12 protein-coding genes, 1 tRNA gene and 3 pseudogenes are annotated in these 15818 nt (G+C 69.6%); 7 read left to right on the top strand and 9 right to left on the bottom strand.

Going from position 1 to position 15818, the window contains the following annotated elements; all coding sequences use genetic code 11:
- Positions 1-344 precede the first annotated feature (344 nt).
- The 3 genes and pseudogenes from ACIQU4_RS25665 (at position 345) to ACIQU4_RS25655 (ending at position 1961) form a co-directional block, all read left to right on the top strand.
- Positions 345-569 (top strand): hypothetical protein, encoded by a 225-nt coding sequence (locus tag ACIQU4_RS25665; RefSeq protein ID WP_403735056.1) that lies wholly within the window; start codon positions 345-347, stop codon positions 567-569.
- A 493-nt stretch (positions 570-1062) separates the two neighbouring features.
- A pseudogene (locus ACIQU4_RS25660) lies at positions 1063-1326 on the top strand (hypothetical protein); the annotation flags it as partial.
- A gap of 506 nt (positions 1327-1832) precedes the next feature.
- Positions 1833-1961 carry a hypothetical protein gene (locus ACIQU4_RS25655; RefSeq protein ID WP_403735053.1) on the top strand — a complete coding sequence of 43 codons (129 nt, stop codon included), beginning with the start codon at positions 1833-1835 and terminating at the stop codon, positions 1959-1961.
- 462 nt (positions 1962-2423) lie between these two features.
- Here the strand turns inward: ACIQU4_RS25655 and ACIQU4_RS25650 are convergent, their stop codons facing one another.
- On the bottom strand, positions 2424-2876 hold the full coding sequence (locus ACIQU4_RS25650; protein ID WP_403735050.1) for a CAP domain-containing protein: 453 nt from the start codon (positions 2874-2876) through the stop codon (positions 2424-2426).
- Positions 2877-3813: 937 nt separating this feature from the next.
- Positions 3814-4167, bottom strand: a complete 354-nt coding sequence (locus tag ACIQU4_RS25645; RefSeq protein WP_403735046.1) for a hypothetical protein — start codon at positions 4165-4167, stop codon at positions 3814-3816.
- Positions 4168-4786: 619 nt separating this feature from the next.
- Here ACIQU4_RS25645 and ACIQU4_RS25640 point away from each other — a divergent pair.
- Together ACIQU4_RS25640 and ACIQU4_RS25635 are read left to right on the top strand one after the other, a co-directional pair.
- Positions 4787-6211, top strand: a complete 1425-nt coding sequence (locus tag ACIQU4_RS25640; protein WP_403735043.1) for a cellulase family glycosylhydrolase — start codon at positions 4787-4789, stop codon at positions 6209-6211.
- Between the two features lie 376 nt (positions 6212-6587).
- Positions 6588-7076: an isochorismatase family protein gene (locus ACIQU4_RS25635; protein ID WP_403735040.1), complete on the top strand. Its 489-nt coding sequence runs from the start codon at positions 6588-6590 to the stop codon at positions 7074-7076.
- A 147-nt stretch (positions 7077-7223) separates the two neighbouring features.
- Here ACIQU4_RS25635 and ACIQU4_RS25630 read toward each other — a convergent pair.
- A pseudogene (locus ACIQU4_RS25630) lies at positions 7224-7310 on the bottom strand (IS5/IS1182 family transposase); the annotation flags it as partial.
- Positions 7311-7396: 86 nt separating this feature from the next.
- On the opposite strand from ACIQU4_RS25630, the gene ACIQU4_RS25625 reads away from it, so the two are divergent.
- Positions 7397-7579, top strand: a complete 183-nt coding sequence (locus tag ACIQU4_RS25625) for a hypothetical protein (RefSeq protein WP_403735037.1) — start codon at positions 7397-7399, stop codon at positions 7577-7579.
- 276 nt (positions 7580-7855) lie between these two features.
- Here ACIQU4_RS25625 and ACIQU4_RS25620 read toward each other — a convergent pair whose 3' ends face one another.
- Positions 7856-8239 carry a hypothetical protein gene (locus ACIQU4_RS25620; protein ID WP_403735034.1) on the bottom strand — a complete coding sequence of 128 codons (384 nt, stop codon included), beginning with the start codon at positions 8237-8239 and terminating at the stop codon, positions 7856-7858.
- Between the two features lie 148 nt (positions 8240-8387).
- Complete coding sequence (locus ACIQU4_RS25615) at positions 8388-9041, bottom strand: hypothetical protein (RefSeq protein ID WP_403735032.1); 654 nt, start codon at positions 9039-9041, stop codon at positions 8388-8390.
- Positions 9042-10182: 1141 nt separating this feature from the next.
- Here ACIQU4_RS25615 and ACIQU4_RS25610 point away from each other — a divergent pair.
- Positions 10183-10256, top strand: a tRNA-Met gene (locus ACIQU4_RS25610).
- Positions 10257-10839: 583 nt separating this feature from the next.
- On the opposite strand, the gene ACIQU4_RS25605 is transcribed toward ACIQU4_RS25610, so the two are convergent.
- The 4 genes and pseudogenes from ACIQU4_RS25605 to ACIQU4_RS25590 all read right to left on the bottom strand — a co-directional run.
- A complete protein-coding gene (locus tag ACIQU4_RS25605) occupies positions 10840-12240 on the bottom strand; it encodes a hypothetical protein (RefSeq protein ID WP_403735029.1) in 1401 nt (466 codons plus the stop codon).
- Between the two features lie 1346 nt (positions 12241-13586).
- Positions 13587-14873, bottom strand: a complete 1287-nt coding sequence (locus ACIQU4_RS25600) for an MFS transporter (RefSeq protein ID WP_403735026.1) — start codon at positions 14871-14873, stop codon at positions 13587-13589.
- Positions 14870-15409, bottom strand: coding sequence for an ArsR/SmtB family transcription factor (locus ACIQU4_RS25595; protein WP_403735023.1), 540 nt, complete (start codon positions 15407-15409; stop codon positions 14870-14872). The genes ACIQU4_RS25600 and ACIQU4_RS25595 overlap by 4 nt, the downstream gene beginning before the upstream one ends.
- A 196-nt stretch (positions 15410-15605) precedes the next feature.
- Positions 15606-15818: pseudogene (locus tag ACIQU4_RS25590) on the bottom strand (hypothetical protein); the annotation flags it as partial.

Genomic DNA, 15818 nt, shown 5'->3' with positions numbered 1-15818 from the left:
AGCGGCCCGTCGATTGCCCCCGCCGTGCCTGGTGACGGGCGGCCGCGTGCAGCAGTGCCGGGCAGCGGCGTCAGTTCAGCCAGGAGGGAGATGTCACGGCGCCCGGGGCGCCGCGGATGCAGGGGGGCCAGGGGAGGGAAGTCGTGCGGTGAGCCGTCGAAGGTGCACCGTAGCCGCCGGACCAGCCCGGACGGCTGCTGTTCCCCCACCGGTACTCGTACGGCGGTCAGTCGGTCGGTGTCCGGCAGGTACGTGAACACGGTGGTCGCCCGGGCGCCGCGCTCGCGGACCGGCATCCGGACCGTGGGACGCGCGGCGCCGGCCTCTGCCACGGCGCCGCCGGCGTGCTCCAGGCCGCGCTGCGCGTCCGCTGTACGGAGCTGGCCGACGTGGCCACCGAACGGACCGCGCACCTGCTCGCACGGGAGCGGCGGACGGGCTCTGACAGCCGCTACGTCGGTTTCCTCACGGGTTCGTTCGGCGCGGCCTGGCCCTGGCTCTGGCCCGGCAGCCGGGACTTCCCAGCCGGTGCCGCGCGGACTCCCTGGGACTGCCTGCTGATGACATGACGGCCTGGCCGGATCCCTCGACGGCGCTGCTCAAAGGCCGCGCCCTCGGGTATGGAGGGCCCGCGGGTACCGGCGGGGCCGCGACTGAACCCCGCTGACGAATCAGAGTTTAAGGGTGGATCAACGGAACCTTAAGGCTCCGTATGGTCCATGCTTCGGTCGAGACGATCGGCCCGAACGCTGGATGCGTCGATCACCCCGATCTGCGGGGCCCCCACCTGCACCTTCGAACGCGCTCCGGAGACCGTGAGCCACCGCGGCAGGACACCACGCAGCAGGCGAAGCCACTCACCGCCGGATTTGTAATGCCGCGACAAGAACCGAACTCGCTCGTGACATCGGGCGTATCCAGGACGCGGGGTACAGCGTCCATCGGATTTCGGATCAAGGAGTTCCAATGTCCCGGAAACGGACTATGAGTTCTACGAAGAAGCTCGTGCTCTCTGTCACCACGGGAGCCATGGTGACCGGAGTGGTCATCGCCACGGTGGCGACCGGCAACGCCTCGGTCCCCGACGTCGTGTGTCAGGGGTCGACGGTCACGTTGTCGGGTGAAGCGGGACCGCCGGCGGCAACCAGCGGAACGTTCCCGCCGGGAACGAAACTGAAGGTGACGAACCTGGACAACGGCCAGGCAACCACCGTCACGGTCAACGGCCCGTCCGGCAGCTGCGTCCTCCTCAACAACACTGCCTTCGACAAGGTACGGGAACCCGGCAAGAACCTGATCCGCCGGGCCCGCATCGAACGTGTGGGTGGCGGCAACGCACCGTCCGGTGCGACGGGGACCTCCGGTGCGGCGGGTGGACAGGCGCCGCCGGCCACCGGGGAGGTGGTGTGTCAGGGGTCGACGGTCACGTTGTCCGGTGAAGCGGGACCGCCGGCGGCAACCAGCGGAACGTTCCCGCCGGGAACGAAACTGAAGGTGACGAACCTGGACAACGGCCAGGCAACCACCGTCACGGTCAACGGCCCGTCCGGCAGCTGCGTCCTCCTCAACAACACCGCCTTCGACAAGGTACGGGAACCCGGCAAGAACCTGATCCGCCGGGCCCGCATCGAACGCGTCGGCTGAGCGACCACAGCAGGTTCGGGGCCACGAAGCCATGGCGGGGCCACGGGGCGCACCGCCCCGCCATGGCACCGGCCCGATCGAAGAACAAGTAGTAGCGGAGAGCCCACTGGTCCAGTTCGTTGAGGTCGTGCCAATGGACTCTCCCACAGACCACCTGCCAGCATCCCCGGTGCTCCCCTTGCGGCCTTGTGACGGACCTGTTCGGTCCCGGCAACAGCTGGCGCACCCGTACGCGCGAGCAGTTCACCGGCCTGTCGCCCGACTTGGGTGAGTGGGTCGTGCACCTGGGGACGTCCGACGGGTTCTGGTACCGGTAGTACAAGGTCGACGCCACCTGGAAGCGCCGGGCGAAGGCGCTGCTCAAGGCGGACGGCGCCGACGAGCTGGTCCGGTACGCAGTACGGGAGTTGGCTCGGGACGGGTCGTTTCTCCTCGCCCAGCTTCCGGCCCTTCAGTGCATTGGCGGGGGGGGAGGCCCGGCGTCGGGTACAAGGATGAGGACGGGAACTGCTCTCCGCCTCAAGGAAGTAGCGGCCGTCGGTCTTCTGGGTTCCCGAATACTGACCGATGTTGGTGGTGATCCACGGAGCCCCGCCACGCGGCGCGGGGCCCTCGTTGTACGGACCGAACGAGGTTTCGTGATCCCAGGACGCGTTGTAGGAGCCACCGGAGCCCGCGTGCTCGACCGACAGCATCGTCTTGCCGACTCCAGCCGCATCGACTCCGCGTTCGGATCGTCGGCAGCCGCACGCTCGGCGTGGCGGCCCGTGTGGGTCCGGTCAGGCGTAGCGGCAGACCGTCACGCCGGCTGCAGCACCGCACCCCATCTTCGTGTAGTTCTTCTGGACCATGTTCCAGTAGTGGCCCCAGTTCCTGTAGCTGGGGTCATCCGTGTTCCAGTTCGGGCCGGCCGCGTCGTAGGCGGCCTTCTCACCGGCCCACTGCGACACAGCCTGGGATGGGCCGGCCCCCGACATGTTCTCGGCGCCGTTGTTGAAGCTCTCGTCGTGCTGGAGGCCACCGGCGAGGGAAGCGGGATTGTCGGCCCATGACTGCGAGCCGGAGGCGAGAGCCGCGTCCCAGGCGATGGGTGGCGCGCCTTCCGTCTGACGTATTGCATTGGTGTCGCTCAGTATGGCCGTCTGGTCGGCGGGGCTGACCTCGGCGGGAAGGCCGGACGAGACGGCGGCGGACGCCGTTGAGCCCGCCCCCAACATCATTCCTCCGGCCATCAGCGTTGCCGCAATGGCAACGGCCCGACGGCGTGTACGAGAACGTCTTCTCATGGCGACTCCCTGGTCGCACGGAAATAGCGGAGAGTGCCGGCGCGGTTCACTACCGTCAACCGTCATGGGAGGGGGCAACACGCCGGCAGGCGCGATGGTGATTGAGCCATCGGCAATGCGGTGTTTCCTGTAAGGGCGGCCCACGGCCGCCTGCCCTACGGCCAGCGTATGTCCAGGTGACGGGGGTGGCGACCGGGGCTGCGGGACAGACACCGGGCAAAGACGAACGAGACTGCGTAAGTGGAGTGAGGAAGGGCTATCGGCAAGGCTTCGCCTCGACGGAACCAAGGGAGTGTCCGTAGGTGGCATGGAGGGTTCAAGGGCATGACTGGTCTGGCGTTGGGCGGCCGCGTCAGAGGCTTCACCGGGTACGCCAGAAACGGGTGCATGTCCCGCCGCGGCCCAGCGTGCGCGGTGCGCCAGCCCCCCGGCGCCACACCGCTTACGGGGAGGCCGCGCTTGTGACCTCTACGGTCACCGTCGGCTGTTCGTTGTGGGCTTGGTCGCTTGGTCGCTTGGCCGCTTGGCCGCTTGGCCGCTTGGCCGCTTGGCCGCTTGGCCGCTTGGCCGCTTGGCCGCTCGGTCGCTTGGCTGTGACCGCGGCCCGCGCCGGTCAGGGGATGGCTGCCGCCGCGGCCGGCCCGGCCGCGCTGCGCGGCCAGTGAGCACAGCCGGAAGCCGGGATCGTCGAACTCGGTGGTGTCCGGTGCTCGTCTCAGGTGGCTCCTCGACCGGCGTCCCCGCACCCTGCTCGTGATCGACGACCTGTGGGAAGCCGAGCCTTGCTGTCCTCCGCACACTGCATCCCCGTCGACCATTTGCTCGTCTCGGCGCGGGGCGATACCCCGATTCTTCGCCTGGGCAACGGGTCGACTGAGGGAAATCAGGCAACAGGTACGGCCTTGACGGACACAACGGTCTGCGCCCCGCTCGCCGGGTCCACCTTGATCACGCCACCGCTGAAGCCCTCGAACGCGTTGGCGTCGACGACCAGGATGTTGCGGATGTTGCCATCGTGGTCGACCACTACATCCACAGGGCTGACGAGCTCGCCACCGGACGAAACGACCGTGCGCGCACCACCGGCAGGGTCGATCCGGATCACCCGGGGAGCGTCGGGATCAGCGCTATGGCCAGCCTGCTCGACCACCACGATGGTGCCGTCGGCGGCCACGCACGACCCGCCGGGGCGCAGAGGGTCGATGATGACGTCGCTGACCGACAGCACGGTCTGCACCCCGGTGACGGGTTCAACCCGGATGACGGCCCGGCCCCCGGGCCTTTGGAAAAGAGGTCGGCCACGAGGACGTTGCCGTTGCAGGTCGCCCGACGTACACCTGTGCAACGGACTGGAGTTGGGCCCGCGGCGATGGCGTGCCGGTGATCGCGGCCTTGACCCCGGCCGCGTGGTCTGCGAAGCCGCGGCGGGCCATCGCGGACAGCAAGGACCGGTGCGTGGGGAAGTACCGGCGCGGCGCCCCGTGCAACACGCCCGCCCGGCAAGCGACTTCGCGCAACTCCGGCGCTGCGCCGTCCGGTCGACACGAACTCCACGCCGACGTCTGCCATCGAGAGCGGACGTCACGGACCGGGTCGCCGCGGCCGGGCGCCGCCGTACCGGGATCCACACCCCGACGGTGGAGGGCGCGGGGCGGGTGCCCACGAACCGCCCCTGAAGGGACCGCGGCCGGGCCGCGAGCCTCGCTCCACCGGGTGCTCACCCGAGACGGTCTGCTCCGCGCGCAGCAAGTCTCGTCAACTCCCGCTCATCACTGGGAAGTTGACCCACTCGCCAGTAACATCCGACCGGCCAGAAGCACGCTGCCCGAGCAGCCACCCTCGAAGGGGTCTCCTGCATGCGCTTGACCTCCCGCGTCGCCCCCGTCACCCTCGCCGTGGCCATGGCCGCCCTCCTGCTCGGCGTCCTCCCCGCGCAGGCTCAGGCCCGGCCCGGCCGCGCCCCCGACCGGGTCACGGCCGGTGACCGTACCTTCATCGCCGACAGCCAAGGCCGCGCGCTCCAGTGGCGCGGCTTCAACCTCGCCGACAAGAGCAATCGAGGCACCAACGCGTTCGCCGACATCCACGAGAGTGACCTCGAAGGCATGGCCACCCGGGGCTTCAACCTTGCGCGCCTCGCGTTCTTCTGGGACGACCTCGAACCCAGCCCCGGGCACTACGACCGCGGCTACCTCTCCAAGATGCGACGCATCCTCGACTGGGCCGACCGTTACCACATCAAGGTCATCCTCGATGCCCACCAGGACGTGTACGGGCCCCACTTCGGCTCTCGCGGCGTCCCCGACTGGGCCACCCGGGACGAGGGGCTGCCGTTCACGCCGATACCCGACGACTGGTTCTCCGAGTACTTCGAGCCCTCCGTACAGACCGCCTTCGACCACCTGTACAAGGACGCCGACCTCCGCGCCGCGCACGCCCGCATGTGGATGACGGTCGCCTCCGCCCTGGGCGGGCACCCGGCCCTGCTCGGCTACGACCTGATGAACGAGCCGTTCGCGAAGTTCCTCGAAGGCGAGGACCTCCCCGCCGCCGCGGCCCGCTTCGAGGCCACCGAGCTCACCGAACTGTGGAACCGCCTTGCCCGGGCGATCCGCTTGGTCGACCACGCGTCGTGGGTCTTCGTCGAACCCACCGTCATCGTCGGCCTCGGCGTCCCCACCCGGATGGGCCACATCGACGACCCGCACGCCGGCTACGCGCCGCACTTCTACGAGACGGCGATGGAAACCGGCGCCGACTACGACCCCAACGGCACGTTCATCCCCGCGTACGAGGCCGCGATCAGCGACTACCCGACCCGTAACCGCATGCCGGTGATCGTCGGGGAGTGGGGCGGCAACCCGTACGTCCCGCACGCGAGCCAGTTCGTCACCGACATGACGGCCTCCCTGGACCGCTTCTCCAGCGGCTGGACATGGTGGCAGTGGTGCCGGGGCGGCGGCTACTGCTTCCTCGACCGGACGGGCACCTCGAAGCCCAACGCCCGGCTGCTCGTCCAGCCGTACGCGCGGGCCGTGGCGGGCGACCCGCTGGCGTTCGCGTACGACCCGGCCACACGCACCTACACGCTCACCTTCCGCACCCGCGACAACGTCGAGGGCCCCACCCAGATCACCGTACCCAGAGACACGTACCCCGGCGGCTACCGCGTCGAAGTCCAAGGCAGCAAGGCCAGTTGGGACGGCCACGCCCAGACCGTCACCGTGAGTACCCACGGCAGGGCCGGAGCCACGTACAAGATCACGATCAGCCCGAGGTAGCCCACCTGAATCGCTCGCGGCCGCGGCCCGCGGTTCCGCATCAACCGTTCCCGAGAAGACCGGGGCCGCCACCAGAACGCCGACGACGAGGCCGCACCCCTCACCACGTGGATGGCCGGGACCGCGAGCGATTGCCGTTCACGATCGATCAACTGACGGTATCCGGCTCGGTCTCAGTGCCTGGTCGTCGCCAATGACGGCGTTCAGCACGGTCGGCGGCCGTTCAGTAGGGTGAGGGCCACCGCGGCGGGCCGCCGGAGATGATCGCTCGCGCCAACCCGACCCGCGTCCTCCTCGAACCCTCCGCCGCGCGGCTCGGCCTGCCGCGGCAGGCCGACGTAGGCGCTCGCCGACGAAGGGCCCTACGATCGCCGTCATGGCCTCCGCCTTGATCCTCATCGACCTGATGCCGCGCATCATCGCCCTCCCGCTCGCACCGCACTCCGGTGGCGAAGTGCTCGTGCGCTGCCGCACGTTGGCCAGGTCGTTCCGGGCGAGCGGACAGCCGGTGATGATGGTCCGGGTGGAGCGCCCGAACGTCGCCGAGCAGCCGCCGGGCAGCGACTTCGCCGAAGACTTGGTGGAGGACGGCGACATCGTGGTGGTCAAGCGCACCATCGGAGCGTTTTACGGCACCGACCTGGAAGAGCAGTTACGCAAGCTCGATGTGGACACCGTGGTGCTCGCCGGGCTGGTCACCACGATGGGCGTCGAATCCACCGCCCGGGCCGCGGCCGACCACGGTTACGAGCTTGAGTTCGTGGCCGACGCGATGTCCGGACTGGCCGCGGACGAACACGAGTTCACCATGCAGCGGAGCTTCCCGCGCTTCGGCGAGATACGGAACACCGCCGACTACAGCTGACCCACACCCAGTTGCTCAGACAACTGGGCGGGACCTGGCGTCGGCCACGACCTCGCAGAGGAGGATGCGCTCAAGTCCGAATCGCCTTCGAGCTGTAGCCCTTGTCGCCGATGACGTACGTGATAGGGCCGCATCCGTGGCTGGCCTGGTCAGGACGAACACCAAGGGGCGGCCTGCACCGTCCCAGGCAAGGCGGATCTTGCTGGTCAGCCCGCCTCGGGACCGGCCGAGGGCCGGACTGCGGGCCCGTTTCGGGCTCCGGCCTCATGGCCCGGCCCGCACGGGGCACACGATCGGCACCGACCGAAAGGAGCCCTTCCATGCTGGGCATCGCCGCCGCAGTCCTCTTCTTCATCGCGTTCCTCCTCAACGCCGTCGGCCTCGCCACCAACGATGTCCTGAGCTCGACCAACTTCATGCTGATCGGTCTCGCCACGCTCGCGCTGCACGTCGCCGGCATGGGCGGCACGCGGCCTGCCCACCGATGGGGCCGCAGACGCTGACGGTCGTGAGGTGACATCGCCCGCGGAGCCCGGCCGCATGCCGGGGGTTTAGGGGCGGCGATCACAAGCAGGAGTGCGGTCACGGCAATCCGGTACATCACGAGGATCACCCATGTCGGGTACGGAGAAGAGCAAGGCCCATGCCGAGCACGCCAAGGGCAACCTCAACGTGGCGGTCCCAGCCATCGCGGCAGTTCTCCGCGTCCAGGTACGCCGACTCGTTCAGCCTGCTCTCCGCACGCCGCACGCCGCACGCCGCACGCCGCAGGGCCAGCCTCACCACAGGTGCAGGAAACTTCGGATGTCGTCGAAGCCGTCCAGAGCCCGGCCGTCTACATCCGACGGATCCGCCTCCGCCCGCAGCGCCAGCGACTTCGCCAGCGCAAGGGCCTCATCGCTGAGATGTCCGAAGCGTCGGGCGGTATGCCCCAGGCACAGGCCGGCCAGACCAAGCAGAGGACTGCCCGGCACCGCCCGTGTCCCGACCTGCACACACCAGTGCTCAACGCACTCCCGGTCGTCGTCGTTCAGCGCACTCCCGACCAGAACACTCGCCGCCTCACCCTCATACGAGCGGTCGCGCAGAGCCCGTTCCAAGGCCTCGGCCGCCACCTCATGAGGCAGCGCGGCAGGGTTCTCAAAGCGCAGATGAGAGTACATCCCGCGAGACTACGCGTCCGCCCCACCGGCAAGGCCGAGGCTAACATTGCCCGATGTGGCACTGGGTAGCCGCCGCACCAACTTGATCACCGGGCACCTGACTGCGGCTTGCGGATACCCGGCCGCATCACCATCCGAACGGATCGCCCTAGCGTGCAGGCCAGTGTGGGTTCGGCATGCCGTCATCGCTCATGTGCGCCCGTTGCCAGATCTCGTTCCAGCCGTACGGGTTCTCCGGCACGAGGCGGTGCCGCCGCTCGCACGGACACGGGGTTGGCGCCCATGCGCACCGGCCGCACAGCTCGACCCATCCGTGCCCGGCCGAGTGCGGCTCCAGCGGCCCCTCTTCCCCGCAAGCCGGGCAGCCGGGCAGCTCAGCGCCGTCCAGAAGCACGTTCTGCCGCCGGACGTACTCGGACAGTCGCAGCGACGGGTGGCGGAACGGGGCGTCGTACCAGGCGCGGTCTGATCCCTCCCACCAGCTCCGCAGCCACCACGGCCGAGGGTTCGGTACATCCCGCCGCCCGGCCCGCTTCTCCGCCCGACGCTGCGCGGCGTACTCCTGCGCCCGCGCGAGCCACAGCACCCGCGCCTCGTGCAGTTCCTCCACCGCCCGTACCAGCGCGTCCGGATCCGCCTCCAGCCGCCGGGGGATCGCGGCGCTGAGCGTGAGGTGGTGGTACGTCGCCCGCAGGCCGTAGGGCGCAAAGAGGGTAAGGCAGGTGCGCAGCGCGCTGTGCCGCTGGTGAAGGGGGAGCCGGGCGTCATGCACGCGCGACCGGTGGGTCAGGAAGCTGGGCACTCTGTGAACTCTCCATCGGCCATCGCCACATCACACTCCGCGGGGGGGGATCCTCACACGCCTCCGCGCATAGCCCCAATCCGCCGACACCACGCGACTTGCCAAACACCACCAGCAGGACAAAACGCTCTGTGAGCTTGCCGTTTGACATCCTGCCTGAGCGCTCAGTACGAGTTGTCGAGTCGGTCTACGAGGAATCGAAGCTCGCGAGCTCGGCGCCGGGACATGCCGTGTATCACGGCATCCAGGAACTCCCGTGCTTCGAACGGGCTGCCGCAGCATTCCCACACACCGCATCCGCCGTCCTCGTACTCACTCCAGAGGTTGCGGTACGGGTCCCGCACGAACCCTCGCCAAATCCTCACAGACTCGGACGTGACTCCAGGCCACAGGTAGTTCCGGCTCCTCTCGACCCTGGCAACTTCGGCAAGAGCAGACGCGGACAGGCCGGCAATAGGGGGTTGACAGGTAAGCCGGTGCCGCGGCCACTGCTCGGCGCGGACACGCCCGGGCCGTCTACGCGGCACGGGCCTTTCTGTAGAACGTCATGGGGTGATCCTGCCAGAGACCATCGCGTCGCGGCACCTGACTTGCAGCTCAGTCCGTTCGTCGCGGCTTCGTCCCGAGCATGCGCGACCAGGACGAACCAGGAGCGGCGGTCAGCTGCCGCCGGGTCCCACACCTTCGGCCGGGTACATCCGGGCATCTGCTTGAGGAGCCGGAAGGTGTGCTGCACGCCGAAGCGACGTCAGGCGGGAGCGGGCCGCGTCTTCGGTGAGGCCCAGCGCGGTTGCGATCGACTCCCAGGGCAGCTCGTCGGCCTCAGCAGGATGCCGCTGTAAGCCCACCACTCCCGCGTCTCATGGAGGTCGGCGCCACTGCCTGGATCGAGTACACCGGGCCCGGCTCGCTCCCGTCCGTGGGCAGGGCACCCGCCCAGCCGTCATTCGACGCCCCGTACTCCTCGCTCCAGGATGCCCAAGCCCGCGGGCAGGCGAGCGGCGAACACTCGACAGCGTGCACCGCGCCGCAACGCCGGCCACCCGGACGCTGACCTCGCCCCAGAGGAGCCCGTGGCCAGCGCCCTGCGGGAAAACCGGTCGGAGCATGGCCGGGGGTGCCGTAGGGTGGGGTTCACCGACGCGGGGTGGAGCAGCTCGGTAGCTCGCTGGGCTCATAACCCAGAGGTCGCAGGTTCAAATCCTGTCCCCGCTACTGCACCGGAAGGGCCCGGATCCTCGAATGGATCCGGGCCCTTCCGCTGTGCCGGGGGTGCCTCGCGTGCGGGCCGGGGTGGTTGGCGGGTGGCTATGCCGAGAGCCGGGCCCGGGTGGGGCGCCGGCTCTGTCGGCCGTGGACCCCCATCCCGGCTGGGCAGGATCGTTGCGGAGGCGACACGGCGTTCGCGGACCTACCGGGAGGCCTCCGGGCGTAGAGGTACGGTGCCGACCGGCCGGTATGGGCGGTACTGGAACGGGCTGCCGAGCGGTGATGGCGCGCGCATCGCGGCGCGCAGCGGCGCGGTCCAGCGGGCTCTGGAGCGCTCACCTCACCCCAGCTCCGATCGCATCCGATTCGGGCAGCGGCCCGGCCGGCGCATCGGGCGACCCCCGTGCACGGATGGCCCGAACCAGCCGCGGCAGGATGCCGCCGGGGGCGACAGTGGCCCGGCGTACGGGAGAGGTGTTCTGGGCCCGTCCTTTCGTGGTGAAGGCCGCCGCCACCATCGCGAAAGGACGGGCCGGCCTTCGCCGGACGCCGCCGCGGCCGCCCACGTGTCGGCGGCCGCGGCGGTGGGTCAAGGCCGGGCCAGGATGTCGCTCACCCGGTGCGCGTAGATCACCCGGCCGCAGGGGGAGCCGGGGTCCGTGCAGGTCGGGTCCGTGGTGTCCATGCGGTGTTCGGTCAGCGACCACAGGTATTGCGTACCGCCGCCCGGCACGCCCTGCCCGTGCTCGAAGGACAGGTCCTCGGGACCGACCGCGTTGGTGATGTTGGCGCCGTAGTCCACCAGACGGCCGCCGGATACGGTCGCACGGCGCAGGCTGCCGCTGTGGGTGGTCCAGCTGCGGTTGAAGTAGTACATGCCGTCGTAGCGTGCCGCCCCCTGGGTGAGATCGCGGGGCAGGTAGAACGCGCCCGTTGCGCCGACCACGCCATTGGTCGACTTCAGGAGGCCGGTGGCGTCGTCGACCGGCAGTGCGCCGACCCGGCCCTTCTCGGGGTGCGTGTCGTCGGAGTCGCAGTACTCGCCCATGAGCAGAGCCGGAGCGGCGGAGTTGCTGCGGTCGACGGAGATGTAGGACGCCTTCGGCGCTCCGGTGGCCACGCAGGTCGCCGCAGAGGAATTGCCCTGGGCGCTGACGAACTTGTACGAGGCCACCTGCGGCATCACGTACCGGTACGTGTAGCTGTAGTAGACGTTGTTCTGCCGGCCGATCTGGGTCTCGTCGCGGACGTTGCTCTTCAGGCCGTCCAGCGTGGTGTCGTCCACCGATGCGTTCTGGTCCGGGTTCAGGTCCAGGATGGAACGCATGTCGAAAACCCGCAGGCCGTTCAGGGTGTCCGCGACGTAGAGGTAGTACTTGTACCAGGCGATGCCGCCCGCGTGGATGTCGACCGCCTTGTAGGAGACGTGGTCGTAGCTGTTGTAGTACGGCTCCACCAGCAGGACGTGACGGTACCGCCGGCCGTCGGGGTCGCCCGGTATCGCGGTCTGCGGGTCGAGGAAAGACAGCCGCACGCCCCTGCCGCCGGCCTTGTCGTACCAGGCGGTGACCAGTGGCTTGCGCGAGCCCCACAGCTCGTCGCTCTGGGCGTCCGAGACACCGGTCATGCCCTGAGGGATCCATTCCTCGGTGGCGGAGTCGCCCGGATCCCAGCAGAGCTTGCTGGCGGGAGCGAGCACCTTGCCGTCGTCGCCCGAGCCGAACGGGTCCGTGGTGCAGGACGCGCCCGTCTTCGCGACCCGGTTGCCCTGGTCGAGCAGGTCCTGGACGCCCTGCGTGGGCAAGGCCGCTTTCAGATCGGCCACCTGGCCGCTCAGGTCGGGTCCGGACTTGAGGTTGAAGGAGGACGCGGTCGCCGGGTCTCCGGGAGCCGCCTGAGCGGGGGAACCGATCGCCGGAACCAAAAGGACCGCCGCGACTGCAGTGGCGACCCAACCGGCATACCTGCCGGGGGATTTACGGGGTGGCATCGCTATTCCTCGACCTTCACTGGGGAGAAGGCGAAGATCATACGTATGGCCACCGGACGCCCGCGCACCGGGGGGAGCCGCGTGAGTCACTGGAGTCACTGGAGTCGCCGGAGTCGCCGGAGTCGGCTGAGCCGGGGAGACCTCGAAGGACCGCTGTGCCGGGTCAGGCCGGCGTCGGACAGCCGGTCCGCTCAACTCGCCGAGCCCGCGGTGTGCTTGGCCTTGGGTTTGCCGAAGCCGTAGGAAGACCCCACCGCCTGGACGACTCCGGCCTCCAGCCCGCGAGCGCCTACCACTTCAAGAACGGCCGGCTCGCCGCGCGTCCGCCGCCCGTTCCTTGGGCTCGGGCGCCGGGTGAACCCCCGTTCGCCATCGAACTCGGCCAGACCAACCTGGTCCCGGAGTCGCCCCACCCCGGACCACACCACCGGAGACGAGGAGCAGCCGTGGCCGTCTCTGCCTTGATCCGGCGGCGCCAGCGGCACCCCGCGAAAGGGGTGAGACTGCAGAGCGGACCTCGCCGTGGTGGCTGCGTAGGTGAGAGTGGGGTTCTGGCACAGATCTTGAGGAGTCGTCACAGAGGGTTACTCCGATGTTCGATGGCGAGGAGACGGGTTCACGTGAGACCGCGTACGCCTTGTCGCCCGAGATCAGAATTGACGCTCCCTCAAGTTCTGCCCGGCTGCTGCTGCCGTCGGTTGTGGACGGTGATGATGCTGGTCCTGCAGACCGATGCACCGTTCTGGGACTCGCTGGTCTTCGTCCAGACTGCGGCCGCTTCTCGGATCGGGTCCACGACCGATACCAGCGTCGGCTGAAGTCCCTTCCACAGGGGGGTCCGATCTCCCACTGATCGCGGACGGCGCCTCGGACGACGGGGGCGTTCCGGGGCGTCCGGGAGGGGGACGCCTGGACGGTGCGCCGATACGGTCCCGACGGGCACGGAGCTTGGCCCGCACTCGGGCCGCGTGGCTCCGCCCATTGAGGCGCCGGTACTCCGTCGCCGAGCTCGGCGTTAAGCGCTTCCGCGAAGGCGGGGTCCGCCGCATCGTTGGCGAGCTCAGTGCTGGTCTGGGCAGTGGTGGCGGCCAAGGCGTGGCAGGCTTCGGCGAACCGAGCGGCGGCGCCCGGTTGGGCGTCGGGCTCAAGGCTGGCGCGCAGGATGGTCAGGGTCGTGTCGCGGCGGGCGAGGTCTGCGCGGCCGATCCGGTCGAAGAGCACCGCGCGGCGCGGGCCAGGGTGCTGATGCTGTCGAGCTGGACGGCGAGGCCAGGCCCCCGACGCTCCGGGCCGAGGCGGGGAACGCCGAGCTGGGCTTGGCACTGGCTCAACGACCTCGTGGAGCCCTAAACAGCACGCTCCTGAGCGGGATCCCGGGATTCCGGGTGATCTGGGTCATCGGCCGGGGCGGCGGCACGCAGCGCCGCCTCGACCCGGCGGTTGCTGGTCATGGTGGCGGTGACGATGGTCATGGTGAGGAGGAGGCCGGCGGCGGTGTACAGCGGGATGCGTACGTCGTAGGTGGTGGCCAGCCAGCCGCCGAGGAAGGCGCCGAACGGGGCGGCGCACATGGCGAGCATGCGGGAGGTGGAGGCGACCCGGCCCATCAGGTGGGCGGGCACGATCGCCTGTCGGAGGGAGGGGCCGAGCACCATCGTGGCGCCCATGCCCGCTCCGCAGACGGCGAGCGCGAGCCCGGCGACGTACGGGTTCGGGGCGGCGGCAAGGCCCAGGATGGCGAGTCCCTCGACTGCGGCCGTGCAGGTCAGCGCGGTGCCGGTGCCGAGTCGTCGGCCGAGGAAGGAGGCGATGCCCGCGCCGAGCAGACCGCCGGTGGCCTCCGCCGTGAGGAGCAGGCCGAAGCCGAAGGTGTCGGTGCCGAGACGATCGTGCGCGAAGAGGGCGAGTACGGTTTCCACGGCGAGGAAGGCGATGTTCCCGACCGCCGGACGCAGCGCGAGCCCGAGCAGCAACCGATCCCGGAATACGTACGAGGCGCCGGCCCGCGCCTGCCGCAGCAGCGACTCACGGGCCTGCGGTACGGGCCGGGGCGCGGCAGGCAGCGACCGTACGAGCAGTGCGGAGAGCGCGAACGACACCGCGTCGGCGAGCAGAGGAACTTCCCGCCCGAGCACGAGCAGCGCACTGCCCGCAGGCGGCCCGGCGAAGCCGGACGCGGCGGTCTGGGTGCCGCGCAGGCGGGAGTTGGCGCGCTCCAGGAGCGCGGGGTCGCGGCCGAGCAGATCCGGCAGATAGGCCGTGGCGGCGGTGTCGAAGAAGAGTCCGCCGAGACCGAGCAGGAAGGCGACGGCCGCGAGCAGTGGAATGCTCAGCACGTCGAGCGCGGCCGCTGCCGCCGGTATCGCGAGCAGCACCGCACGCGCCGCGTCCGCGACCCACATCGTCCGCCGGCGGTCCCAGCGGTCCACCAGCGCACCGCCGAGCACCCCGAAGAGCAGCCACGGCAGCGTTCCGGCGGCCGTGACGACGGCGAGCGCCATCGGGTCCCGCGTCAACGTCAACGCGAGCAGCGGCAGCGCGGCATGAGACACCCCGTCACCGAGCGAGGACACCGTCTGCGCAGTCCACAGCCGGCCGAACCCGGTCGGCAGCTTCCGAACGTCTGAGGTCACTTGGACTCCCCTTCGGCCTGCTCGCGCGATACCGGGTGGAACAGTGCGAAGACGAGTGACGCGTCCGGCAGCGACGGATCGGACAGCTCCCGGTACTCGTCCGCCAGTGCCTCCAGCCGCGCCCCCAGCTCCGCGAACTGCTCCTCGGTGAGCCGCAGATGCGCCATCCGTACGTGCCGCTCGCCGTCCACCGGCGCTGCCTCCAGGTCCGCCACCGCATGCCGCATCAGCACATCCGGGCCTCCCTCGCCCGGATCCGGCAGCACGATCGCCCGCGCGGCCATCGCGTAGTACCGCTCGGTGACCCCCCGGACCTTCCGCGTCCGTACCACCTTCACCAGGCCGGCACGCTCCAGCAGCCGTACGTGGTAGCTGGAACTCCCCTTCGCAAGGCCCACTCGCTCGGCGATCTGCGTAATCGTCGCGGGCTCGAAGCGGAGCACGGCCATGATCCGGTGACGCGTGAGATTGGAAACGGCGCGTAGCTGCTCGTCAGTGGTGACGTGAAACGTCTCGGGAAGATCATCGGTAGGCATGCCCCCAATGGTCAACACTTCTTGACCATTGGGCAAGGGAGTTTCGTTCGGACTTCCGGAATCGACTGTCCAGCACGCGAAGGCCTCGCTCCCGCACTCTCCTTCTCCACCTCGCTCAGCCCGCACCCGGGTGACTTCGCTCCACCAGTCGCGGAAGCTCGGCCGCACCGACCGAGTCCTTGAGCCTGTTCCAACCTCAGGTTGAGGCGTGGTGAAGGACGAGAACGGTCTTCGCGATGTCGGTGATCCGGTTGGTGCTGCAGCGGTGCTTTCGCAGTGCCTCGGTCAGGGTCGGCGCGGCGGCGGCCAGGACGACGAGAACGGTCTTCGCGATGTCGGTGATCCGGTTGGTGCTGCAGCGGTGCTTTCGCAGTGCCTCGGTCAGGGTCGGCGCGGCGGCGGCCAGGAC

The sequence above is a fragment of the Streptomyces sp. NPDC090741 genome, from assembly GCF_044769045.1.
Lineage (GTDB): Bacteria > Actinomycetota > Actinomycetes > Streptomycetales > Streptomycetaceae > Streptomyces.
This window is presented reverse-complemented; position numbering and strand designations above follow the sequence as displayed.